This is a genomic window from Paenibacillus sp. FSL M7-1414 (assembly GCF_038003195.1).
Taxonomy (GTDB): Bacteria; Bacillota; Bacilli; order Paenibacillales; family Paenibacillaceae; genus Paenibacillus; species Paenibacillus amylolyticus.
In genome coordinates, this window is the sequence record NZ_JBBOOS010000001.1 from 2,756,883 (window position 1) to 2,768,561 (window position 11,679).

The 11,679-nt window shown below is 46.9% G+C and carries 11 protein-coding genes; 6 read left to right on the forward strand and 5 right to left on the reverse strand.

Annotated elements, in window-relative coordinates; all coding sequences use genetic code 11:
* Positions 1-88: 88 nt before the first annotated feature.
* Positions 89-1,399 carry an MFS transporter gene (locus MHH92_RS12605; RefSeq protein ID WP_339286547.1) on the reverse strand — a complete coding sequence of 437 codons (1,311 nt, stop codon included), beginning with the start codon at positions 1,397-1,399 and terminating at the stop codon, positions 89-91.
* Positions 1,400-1,476: 77 nt separating this feature from the next.
* Positions 1,477-2,181, reverse strand: coding sequence for an O-methyltransferase (locus tag MHH92_RS12610; protein WP_315371614.1), 705 nt, complete (start codon positions 2,179-2,181; stop codon positions 1,477-1,479).
* A gap of 138 nt (positions 2,182-2,319) precedes the next feature.
* Between MHH92_RS12610 and MHH92_RS12615 the strand changes: the two genes are divergently transcribed.
* Entirely contained in the window at positions 2,320-3,216 is an 897-nt protein-coding gene (locus MHH92_RS12615; RefSeq protein WP_036608744.1) for a LysR family transcriptional regulator, read from the forward strand.
* A 127-nt stretch (positions 3,217-3,343) separates the two neighbouring features.
* Here MHH92_RS12615 and MHH92_RS12620 read toward each other — a convergent pair whose 3' ends face one another.
* Together MHH92_RS12620 and MHH92_RS12625 are read right to left on the reverse strand one after the other, a co-directional pair.
* Entirely contained in the window at positions 3,344-4,060 is a 717-nt protein-coding gene (locus MHH92_RS12620) for a YoaK family protein (protein WP_076318115.1), read from the reverse strand.
* Positions 4,061-4,145: 85 nt separating this feature from the next.
* Entirely contained in the window at positions 4,146-4,799 is a 654-nt protein-coding gene (locus tag MHH92_RS12625; protein ID WP_340904017.1) for an alpha/beta hydrolase family protein, read from the reverse strand.
* 471 nt (positions 4,800-5,270) lie between these two features.
* On the opposite strand from MHH92_RS12625, the gene MHH92_RS12630 reads away from it, so the two are divergent.
* Together MHH92_RS12630 and MHH92_RS12635 are read left to right on the forward strand one after the other, a co-directional pair.
* On the forward strand, positions 5,271-6,014 hold the full coding sequence (locus MHH92_RS12630; RefSeq protein WP_036608962.1) for a GTP pyrophosphokinase: 744 nt from the start codon (positions 5,271-5,273) through the stop codon (positions 6,012-6,014).
* A 6-nt stretch (positions 6,015-6,020) separates the two neighbouring features.
* Positions 6,021-7,256 (forward strand): multidrug effflux MFS transporter, encoded by a 1,236-nt coding sequence (locus tag MHH92_RS12635; protein ID WP_101313939.1) that lies wholly within the window; start codon positions 6,021-6,023, stop codon positions 7,254-7,256.
* Positions 7,257-7,393: 137 nt separating this feature from the next.
* Here the strand turns inward: MHH92_RS12635 and MHH92_RS12640 are convergent, their stop codons facing one another.
* Positions 7,394-8,044 carry a hypothetical protein gene (locus tag MHH92_RS12640; protein ID WP_180361767.1) on the reverse strand — a complete coding sequence of 217 codons (651 nt, stop codon included), beginning with the start codon at positions 8,042-8,044 and terminating at the stop codon, positions 7,394-7,396.
* Between the two features lie 422 nt (positions 8,045-8,466).
* On the opposite strand from MHH92_RS12640, the gene MHH92_RS12645 reads away from it, so the two are divergent.
* The 3 genes from MHH92_RS12645 (at position 8,467) to MHH92_RS12655 (ending at position 11,643) form a co-directional block, all read left to right on the forward strand.
* Positions 8,467-9,465, forward strand: a complete 999-nt coding sequence (locus MHH92_RS12645) for an ABC transporter substrate-binding protein (RefSeq protein WP_282321681.1) — start codon at positions 8,467-8,469, stop codon at positions 9,463-9,465.
* A 169-nt stretch (positions 9,466-9,634) separates the two neighbouring features.
* A complete protein-coding gene (locus MHH92_RS12650; RefSeq protein ID WP_036670635.1) occupies positions 9,635-10,255 on the forward strand; it encodes a flavin reductase family protein in 621 nt (206 codons plus the stop codon).
* Between the two features lie 233 nt (positions 10,256-10,488).
* Entirely contained in the window at positions 10,489-11,643 is a 1,155-nt protein-coding gene (locus tag MHH92_RS12655; protein ID WP_340904023.1) for a type III polyketide synthase, read from the forward strand.
* Positions 11,644-11,679 lie beyond the last annotated feature (36 nt).

Genomic DNA, 11,679 nt, shown 5'->3' on the forward strand with positions numbered 1-11,679 from the left:
GAAGGATTCATGTTCATGTGTGATCACTCCTGATGATGAGATACGTTGCGTTATCTGCGGAACAACCAGACTGCTACTGTTCAACTCATTAAGATCCTGCGAGAGCCGTAGCGGAAGGTTTGGGTTCTCTGAACATTACAAAGTACATCAGTGATGAAATAACATATAGACAGCCTGTGATGCTGAAAGTGATCGCGTAACCCCAATACGTTCCGTACGTGGTGACCAGATAGGATTGAACGGGTCCCATGGTCGCCCATCCAATCATGAACGAGGTCTGCATCAGTGAATTGGCAATGCCGCGGCGTTTGTCCGAGATCCGATCCACCAGTATCGCTGAATGAATGGGATTGGCTGCGTTCATCAATGCTTGTCTGAATAAGAAACTGAGCGAAGCGATGAACAACAGATTGGTGAAGCCTGTTAATAGAAGGAAGGGTAGCGACATGACCTGGAAAATGACAACGGCTCTTACGCTTCCGACCTTTGCCGCCAAGGTAGGACCAATCAGCATGGATACAATCGTCATAATCTGACCAAGTGCAATCAGTAAGCTCATGCCGCTCAGAGAAACCGAGAATCGATTGGTGAAATACAGATTCAGATACGGTACAACCAGTCCGGAACCTAATCCAATTAACAACTGAGTCACTATAAACTGACCAATCAGTCGGGAATCTTTTTTCTTCGTGATCGAATCGTCCGTGCTTGGGGTAATCGTTGAACTTTCTTTTAGATCCGCATTGGGTTGAAGAACGGGTTGCGCTGGGATTGTTGTCTGCGGAGCAGCCTTTCCTTCGGTTACAAATAACAGTGGAATAAATGCAGCTAGTGTTGCTGCACCACCGACAAATAAAACCGTCTGCAATCCGGTCACTTTGGCGAGTCCTGCCGTATGTAACAAATCTGCGAATACGCCGCCACCCAGGCTACCAAGCACCTGGGAAGCGAGCACAAGAGATGAATAATAACTGAACATCTTCAGCCGCTGGCTTTTCTTGACGTTTTCCGCCAGATAAGGAATGGCCAGTACTTGGAATACTCCAGCGAAAAGGCCAGAGAATACCGCGAACCAGATCAGTCCTGTAGCCGAATAATCGAAGGAGCGTCCGATCAGAAAGATTCCGCTGAATAACGCCCCGGTAATGAGTAATCGCTTGCGGCTGAACAGATCACCGCATAGACCGATAGGAACAAACATAATGGCTGTTGCGAGTGATTGAATACTTACAATCTGGCCGTTCATTGTATCATTATAGCCCAGACCCTGAATGTACAGATTGTACAAGACAGAGAACATGCCATTTCCGATCTGATACAGAATGCTAGCCAGGAAAAACAGTTGAATATTGCGGGACCAGCCGCGAATTTCATCATTAATATGTTGTAAAACTCTCAAGTGGTTCCCCCCAGTCTGCCTGTGCAGTGATTCCAGTTTAACAGGAAAGGGGAATTTGCGGAAGAATTGACCACTGTTTATTTTGGTTCAGGGGCATCAATCACACGAGCAATGACGAATCCATCGTAACCTTTGCTACCGACCGTTTGCAGTGCTGTAGCTTCAAGTCGAGGGTGATCCGCGATCAACTGCAGGAATGATCGAACGCCCTGAACTCTGGGGTCTGTGCTGTCTGTACGGATCACTTCACCGTCCCTGACGATATTATCACCAATAATAAGACTCCCCGTCCGAGTCAGTCGCAGGGCCCATCTCAGATAATCGGGATTACTCGGTTTGTCAGCATCGATGAAGATCATATCAAACGGTTCCCTGTATTCTTCCTGAACATCGGGAAGGGTGGTTAGGGCAGGACCAACTCTCAGGTCAACCTTGTGCATCAGTCCTGCTCGTGTGAGATTGGCTCGGGCCAAGTCTGCATGATGTGATTCCGATTCCAGTGAGACGATGCGTCCGTGTTCAGGCAGCGCTCTTGCCATCCAGATGGTACTGTATCCACCCAATGTGCCTATTTCAAGTACACGGGATGCGCCTTGGATTTGCAGCAGGAGCTGAAGTAACTTTCCTTGATTTGGTGTTACGTCATGAGCAGGGAGTCCAGCTTCGGTATTGCTTTGCAGTGTATGTTCCAGCAGGGAATCTGACGGAATCAGCAGATCATTCATGTAGTCGTCGACTTGAGTCCAGGTATGCTGTAGGTTCGTCGTATTTATATTTTTCATGTTCACATGTTCCTTTCCTTGTTCCTTGTATTGGATTTCATATTTCAACTATAAATGGAGCAGATATATAAATAAAATATATATTATGTATGATAATATAACTTCAGGTTATGTATTTGACGTGGAAGAGGTGTAAACATGAATCTGCATGGATTACGATTATTTCATGCCATCGTGAGATATGGCGGGGTCACTCGTGCCGCAGAGGAACTAAATATTAGTCAACCTGCGGTATCTTCTCAGGTGAAGAAGTTTGAACGTGAATTGGGAATCCAGCTTTTTGTTTCGGAGGGAAGAAGACTGGTGCTTACGGATGCGGGGATACAGTTAACAGGTTATGCGGAACGTCTGTTCATGCTGGAGCAGGATGTCGAGAATTTTGTGCAGGATTTTCGGGAGGGCAAGAAAGGACTGATCCGTCTTACGGCAACCTACTTGCCTTCGAATTTTCTGTTGCCTGGCTGGATTGCGCGGTTTAAGCAAATGCACGAGGATGTGGAGATTGTTGTGAGCACAACCAACACCCGGATGGCTTTTGACCAATTACTTCGTTATGAGGCAGAGATTGCAGTGTATGGTGGAAGTGGCATTACACATGCAGGTGTCCAATGGGATGAATTGTTTGACGATGAGATGTGGTTTGTTGTGCACCCTGACCATCCGTATGCGGGAAAAGAAATCGAGCTGCATGAGATGATGGCAGAACCGTTCATCATGCGCGAAGAAGGCAGTGCTACACGTGAGCGACTCGTTTCCCTTTGCACAACAAATAACCTGGCCGCTCCCCGCATTGCGCTTCAGTTCAACGGGCTGAACGAAACGATTAGTGCGGTGAAGGCAGGTTATGGGGCCAACTTTATATCTTCTTTGGTTGTGAACGAAGATGTGCAGCAAGGCAGGCTGGCACGTGTATTTGTTCGAGGTGTACAGCTGAGAAATACGGTTGCCGTATGTACACGAGCCGGGGAGGTATTATCACCTGCTGCACAGCATCTGGTCAAGCTTATCCGCCAAGAAGCTGCTTTGATGAAATAAATAGCGTGATTGTACTTAAAACAATTTAAAGTACGTGTTCAAAAAGACCAGTTTTCAGTATCCTAAAGCGGACTTTTGAACAGCCACTTGAACATGGACAGGTTACTTCTTCTACTATTAACTTTTATTAACTTTCGCTTTGTTGTGAAGTTCCCCATGCATGTAATCGGGCGTATAGGGTTACGCCGCCAATGATCAGGACAGGAATCCAGACTGCAATCATGGGCACACGGTGGAATAACAATGCGGCTGCAATGACGCCGATCAAATAGATGACAACAGCACCTGCACGAAGGTAGGAATCTGTGGACAAGGCTTTGGTTAACGATCGGATATTGGCATGTCGCAGCTTTTTGAGGATGCTCACGGTATCCTCGACCACAGCGGCCAAATTATTGGTGAGCACGGTTGTTGAGATGCCAGCAATGCCAATGCGGCGTGCCGCAGTTGTTTGCATCCCCATTGCAACGGCTAGGATGACAATTAACAGATAGGACAGTTGTTCTGAAAATGGACTAATCATGGCGATCGCGAACAGCAGGAGCAATATGCTTTCAACAGTAAATACAGCTGTGACCTTAGAAGACCAGCCATTTTTGGTCTGCACAGGTCCAACCATATGTGCTGCAATGGCATTGCCGGCAATAAAACCGATGAGAGCAAGCAATGACCGCAGCACGACAAATTCCTGAGCACGGGCAATGGCAATACCGAGCAGTACAATATTTCCCGTCATATTGGCTGTGAGCACATGCCCCAGTCCCAGATATCCGATCAGGTCCACCATTCCGGCAGACATGCAGAGTAGCAACATGGCGTATTTTTGGAGGGTGCTTTGATTCATCCTATCCGTCCTTTCAAAAAACGTAGCCCCTCCAGTATACAGCCATAACCCATGCATCTTCAAAATGAAATTCATCGCGCAAGACTTAAGGTGCAGCGAGCCAATCAAACATATTGTTAACCGCTGACTGATGTATTTTCTCGTGAAAATGATGATCCTGCCCGCCATAAGCGTGAAATGAGACGTCTGCACCTCGCCGCTTAAGCCAGTGATACATTCGGGTTCCGTGACTATAATTCACTTGTGTATCTGATGTACCATGCATGATCAGCACGGGACAAGATAGTTTGTTCGCTTTCGACAAGGGAGAACGGGCGAGATAAGCTTCTGGAACCGTGCGTGGGGAACCACCTAGCACCCGTTTCAATGTACGCCTCAGGTCGGTTCGCTCATGGTAAGTGCGTTCCACATCGGAGACACCGCTCCAAAGAACTAACTTATGTACTTTGTCCGGTCCCTCATTATAGGCAGTTGCGGTATGTACAGCATTAATGGCTCCACGGGAGAACCCCATTAACGATATCCGAGTCGGGTCAACAAAGGGTAAACGCTGTATCAACCGGTAAGCGGCATGCACATCTTCGGCATCTTTCCCGCCATACTCGTCACGACCTTCACCGCCTTCGTTGCCACGATAGGATGGGGCGAACACGATATAACCTTTATGTACAATTTGCTCAAGCCAAACGGTATTTACCCCGCCATAGCTGCCAAGTCCGCCGCGACAATAGATCAGCACAGGCCATTGTTCCGTTAAGTTATCCGTATCATGTATTGTTGCAGCAGGGTAATGGCTGGCGAGTGGTTGCAAATGTAGAGATGTATGTATGGAAGCGAATTCCGGAAAGGCAGAGGAGACAGAGCCGGAATGAGAAGTTTCATATGTCGTGATATCAGGTAATGAACAACCTTGTGGCAGGTATAAATAAGCTTTAACCCGAAGTGTATCGGATGAATACGTCACTTGATAGAGCAGTAAAATCCACCTCTTTTATTAATAATTGCGGGCCAAATGAAAGGGATGCTTCTATAAGGATGCGCGTAAAATAAGTTCCCATACCTTCCAGGCTGAATCGCCAGCCCAAATGTGAGAAATTCGTTTATTGGCTCCATATGATTTATAATGGTTCAGGAGACATGTGGATTGACCGCTTGTCCTCATATTCATAAAACTAATTTTAGTGTGTAGAAAGAAAGGGAGAAAGCCATGATGAACGCTCCACATCCAATCGATCAATTCAAGAAATTCAAATATGAAATTACCAGATTTATGATGATCTATAAATTTGCTCTGGATCAAATGGAGACCAAGATTGAAGTCCTGAAGGAAGAATTCCAGTCTCTGCATGATTACAGTCCAATTGAGCATACAAAGTCCAGACTGAAATCACCTGAGAGCATTATGAATAAGATGTTCCGCAAAAATCATGAGTTAACGTTTGAGAGCATCAAGCAAAATATCAAGGATATCGCCGGGGTACGGATTACATGTTCTTTTATCTCGGATATCTATCGCATTAAGGATATGCTGTGCAACCAGAGTGATCTGCGTGTACTGGAGGTCAAAGACTACATCGAGAATCCAAAGCCAAACGGCTACCAAAGCCTTCACCTTCTGGTGGAAGTGCCTGTGTACATGTCCAATGGTGAGGAACGAGCATGTGTGGAGATCCAGATCCGTACAATCGCGATGGATTTCTGGGCGAGTCTGGAGCATAAGATTTTTTATAAATACAATAAGGATGTTCCCGAGCATTTGACGAGAGAGTTAAAGAGTGCGGCAGATTCGGCAAATGCGCTGGATCAACAGATGGAGCGACTTCACCGGGAAATTCAGGAGATTAAGGACGCCGATAACGAGCGGGATGAAGAAGAATTGCGCCGTATTATTATTAACAATCAACAGTTCACACTGCCGTCCAACCTGCTCAAGCTACTGGGTAGCGGGGAGTAGTATTTGATGAAAAGTACAACAGCTTCATTGAACACAAACTCCACATCTCGTGTACGGATGGCTTTAATTCTGGGGACACTGTCGGCCTTCGGGCCGTTGTCCCTGGATATGTATTTACCCGCATTGCCCACGCTGGCTGATGAGTTTGGTTCATCTACTTCGTATGCTCAACTCAGTCTGACGGCGTGTATGATTGGACTTGCGGTTGGACAGTTGCTTGCCGGACCTCTAAGTGATGTACGTGGTCGGCGAACACCGCTCATTGCAGGGCTTGTGCTCTATACGATTGCCTCCATACTTTGCCTGGTCAGCCCGACGATGGGCTCTTTTGTTGTGCTACGGTTCATTCAAGGTGTAGCTGGAGCGGCAGGGATTGTCATCTCGCGCGCAATCGTCAGAGACGTATATTCGGGCCCGGAACTGACACGGTTCTTCTCTCTGTTAATGCTGATAAACGGCGTAGCCCCGATTGCTGCACCAATCATTGGTGGACAATTGTTGACGTATACATCGTGGCGCGGCGTATTTATTTTGCTCAGCCTTATCGGTATACTGACGCTGTTGGCTGTCATTTTCGGTCTTGGAGAGACATTACCTTCCAATCGCAGATCAAGCGGAGGATTGAAGCAGACATTACTTACGTTTCGCCAAATCGCGGGGGATCGTCAGTTTATGGGTTATGCGTTAACCCAAGGATTTGTAGCTGCTGGCATGTTTGCGTACATATCAGGTTCACCGTTTGTGCTTCAGAAAATATACGGGGTATCCCCGCAAATGTTCAGTGTATGCTTCGCCATTAACGGGTTAGGCATTATTCTGGCCAGTCAGATTGCCGGTAGACTTGCAGGAAAGGTATCAGAGAATCGCCTGTTAATCGCGGGGCTGCTAACCGCGGCGCTCGGAGGAACTTCATTGCTCATCGCCATTCTGGCTGGAGGTAATCTAATCTCTGTACTGATTCCGCTATTTTTGGTGGTATCCAGTGTTGGGTTGGTCAATACCGCGTCCTTCGCTTTGGCGATGGCCAATCAGGAGAAATCGGCAGGCAGTGCGTCTGCGCTAATTGGTGTGATGACGTTCCTGTTCGGAGGTATTGTCGCTCCCCTCGTAGGTCTCGGGGGAGAAGGAACAGCCGTGCCAATGGGAATCGTTATTGCGTGTGCTGATCTCGGTGCCTTGGTGATTTACTTCCTAATGGTCAGTAGAGGCGGGAAGCGCCAGAACGATCAAGTGTTGAGTTAAAGGTACTGATTCTGTACACCTTGCGTTTATGGAGTCTTAGTAATGTAAAGGTACATCTGGATAAAAGGACGAAAAAGAGCCTCACTTGGAAGGAATTATGCTTCCAAGTGGGGCTCTTGCTGTAGGTAAGGAGAGGTTTAGCAGAGCGCAAACAAAATCTGTGTATTGGACAGTATACCTGGCGTGAGGAATGGATAGAAGTACCCCACCACAAAACCAAACAGATTAATTGCAGGCCACATCAGGTAGACATCATTGTATGTGAAGACAAGGGACCACCGGTTATAGCAAAAGTTGGGTAGCGCACGTTCTTCGTTATCTCGTGGTGCCGCTGCACCAGTCTGTGCAAATTGCACAGCTTGAGTGAGACTTTGCGGCTGTTGCTGGAGGAAAAGCGGAAGCAGACCCGGGCTGCTTTTGATCAGGTTATACAGAAAAAGCATTTCTGCCGGAGGCTGACCTACCGGACGAGGATAGGCACTAAGTAGGGTGGGCAGGTTGCCTTGAGTCAGTTGCGCAGGTACGCCCGGTGCTGTACCCGGAATTGTACCTGGAATGCCTCCAGGGATATATGGACCGGGTCCTCCGCTTGGAATGTAGGGAGGATAGGCGCCTTGACCGCCAGGGATACCAGGAAACGTCGGACCACCCGGTGTGCCGCCACCGCCACCTCCTGGGAACAGTGGAGGCAATTGAAAGGAACGGTCTTCTCCATAACTTAGATAAGGGTTATATTCGTAATACATGTACAGAACATCCTTCCTGTCGTCGTATTCTGCATTCAGCATATGGCGGCATCCGCCTATAGGTGAATGCCGTCAAGAAGATTTTAAATGATCTATATAGTTGAACTAATCATTTACACCAAACGGAGAAGATAGAAAAAACCTGAAAAAGCGAAGCGCTCGCATTTATCACCGGATTTTCCCTTAGAGAAAGAGGAATTGAAAAAATCTGGGGATAACAGCGATTGGAAGGTTGTTCTATCATCGTAGTGTCAGTGTAAATAAATTTTAGTTCAACTGTATAGCGCAGAATATAATCGAATTGACAACTGAACTGATAACAATTATCATTGTCAATGGAATCGGAAAAATGTACATGCGGATATTATATGTATCAATAATAGTTTCAATATTTTTGAACATTGAAATCTGTCACAATAGCGCCGAATAAGGTTTCTATAATGAATTGAAAGGGGATATATCAAGTGTTTAAGAGAAATAAAAAGATGATCATGCTTCTAATGACGGTGATGGTTTTGTCCATCTGGTTGGCCGCGTGTGGAGCGAAGCCTGCAGAGAATGGAGCAGCAGGAGAGAACGATACAAAAACGGAGACTGAGACACAAACAGAAGCCGCTACAGAGCGCACATTAACAGATGCAATGGGACACGAAGTAACCATCCCGGCTAACCCTGAACGTGTCATCGCGTCTTATCTGGAAGACCATCTCGTTACACTCGGTGTTAAGCCAGCGGCACAGTGGTCCATCAACAACGGCAATGGTTTGCAGGATTATCTGCAAAATGATCTGAATGGCATACCTGGTATTGCAAGTGATCTACCTTTTGAAGCCATGGCCAGTTTCTCACCAGACCTGATTATTATGGGTTCTGAAAGTACAGTGGAAGGGGAGAAATACGAACAGTACAACAAAATTGCCCCTACTTATGTACTCGGAGATGAGGTCAACAAGGACTCGCGTCAGGCTCTGCTCAAGATCGGCGAGCTTCTGAACAAATCGGATGTAGCGCAGAAGGCGCTTGATGATTATGATGCCAAGGCAAAGGAAATCAAAGAAAAAGTAACTGCTGTTACTGGAGGAACAAAATCCGCTGCAGCGTTGTGGTTATTCAATAACAAGTTTTATGTTGTAAGCAACAATGTTTCCAGTGGTGAAGTGATGTACAACGAACTTGGACTTGCAGAGCCTAATGTTGTGAAGGAAGCATCCGCGAAAGCAACGGGTAACTGGTCTGAGATTTCATTGGAGAAGATCGCGGAAATGGACACAGACTATCTATTCCTGGTGAACAGTGACAAGGGAGCAGGCTCAGAAGCGCTGAAAGATGCCGTATGGCAGAGCATTCCTGCTGTAAAGACAGGTAATGTCTTTGAATTCACCCGGTCCAGTAGCTGGTTGTACAGCGGAGTTCAAGCGAATCTTCAAATTATGGAAGACATTCAGAACAGCATCGTTAAATAAGAAATAGCCAATACGAAATGGCATGTTCAAACTCCTTGGTGCAGTGGGCACCAGGGAGTTTTTTTGTTAATTTAGCATTTTACGATATATAATAAAGAAGTAGAAGCATTGTTGTATCATGAAGTAGAGTTGTCATTTGCTTCACGAGCATGGAAGGGGATATTTACATATGTATACATTGGATCCACGTGAAATAACGGGGAGAGACAACTATAAACTGATGAGTGGTTCGGTGGTGCCACGTCCAATTGCTTTTGTGACGACACTTTCAGATAAGAATGGTGTAATTAATGCAGCGCCTTTTAGTTTCTTTAATGTGGTTAGTTCGGACCCACCGCTGTTATCCATATCTATTGCACGTAAAGACGGTATCATGAAAGATACTGCACGTAATGTGATTGCTCATCAAGAACTGGTCGTGCATATCTGTGATGAAGCAATCATAACAGAAGTGAATGAGACAGCAGCCATACTGGAACCCCACGAAAGTGAGCTTGAGCGGACAAAACTGACTACAGTGCCAAGTACCAAGGTTGCTGTGCCAGGAATTCAGGAAGCACTCATTCGGATGGAGTGTGAGCTGTATCAACACATTCCGATCACGAATGATGAGGGCAAACCAGTGAGTGACCTGCTGCTGGTACGCATTGTACAGTATCATTTCAGTGAACAAGTCTACAATCCGGACAAGGGCTATATCCTGATGGACCATTTGAAACCAGTAAGTCGACTGGCAGGTAATGATTATGCCAAGCTTGGGGAGAGATTCACGATAATTCGGCCTGAATAGTTCTGACAGATCGAATATGTAATATAGGAACGGGTTTAATCCCGTAGCAAAGGCGGACAGCACGTGCGAAAATCGCATATGTTGTCCGCCTTTGCTTGTTAATATGAACATAAACAGGACAGGTAGTGAATAGACTTGTACTATATCCTGCACATATGTCATATGAACCTATTTTATATATAGGTTGTTTAAAAAGCCTAATTTTGAACACGTACTATAAGGGGGTTAAGCCGATGAACCAGCTTGAGGCAAATACTGGGGCAAGTATTATGGGAATAGGAACGGCGTGGCCTGCCCACCGTATTGAGCAAAAGGATGTGTCTGCCCGTCTCGCGCAAGCGCTGGAACATGAGCCAGATGCGAGAAGGTGGGCCAAACGAATCTTTAATCAGTGCGGTGTAGAGACTCGGTATACGTGTGAACCGAATCTGCTTGAGCCTGTTGATTCTTGCCGATATTTACCCTTTACCAATGCGGACGAGGTTCCGACTACATCCGAGCGTATGGGCAAATACAAAGCTGCTGCTGTTCCACTTGGTCTCGAGGCGGCCGGACAGGCCATTCAGGATGCAGACGTAACCTCCTCGGAAATTACACATCTCATTACGGTGAGTTGCACGGGGCAATTCCTGCCCGGACTTGATGTTCGGCTGATCCAACAGCTTGAACTGTCACCGCAGATCAACCGGATTCCACTGGTGTTTCAAGGATGTGCAGCCGGTCTGAAGGCGATCCAACTGGCGAATTCCATTGTAACGACAGATCAGAAGGCTACAGTTCTCATCGTGTGTGTGGAACTATGTACACTTCACTTTCAGCCATCTGCCAAACGGGACGACCTGTATGCAGCATCATTCTTCGGAGACGGCGCCTCTGCCTGTGTTATTGGCGCGTCCGGAACAGACCGCAATGAATGTTTTCGACTGGGTCGAGGGCACTCAACGCTGCTCCCGGATTGTGCAGAAGAAATGATCTGGGAAGTGGGCAATACAGGCTTTGATCTCTACCTGTCACCACAGATTCCGAAGCTGCTTGGTTTGCATCTCGGTCCAGAGGTAGAACGGTTGCTGGAGGGGAGCGGTTTACCGGAAATATGGGCGATACATCCGGGAGGCAGAGGCATCGTGGATGCTGTTCAGAAGCTGTATCAGCTGACAGATGAGCAGGTCTCCTACAGCCGAAACATCCTGCGGGATTATGGCAACCTGTCATCCGTGACGATTCTTTTTGTTCTTCAAGCCATCCGCGAGGATTACAGACAGAAGGAAGAGCATTCCAGTGGGATAGCGCTGGCCTTTGGCCCGGGACTGACGGCAGAGTTACTTCCTTTTACATACATCCCTGCCCCCATTGCGAACAGAACACCTGTGAATCATGGCATTCAATAGTTCGCGAACCCGAGTGAAGGAGATATACACCGTAAG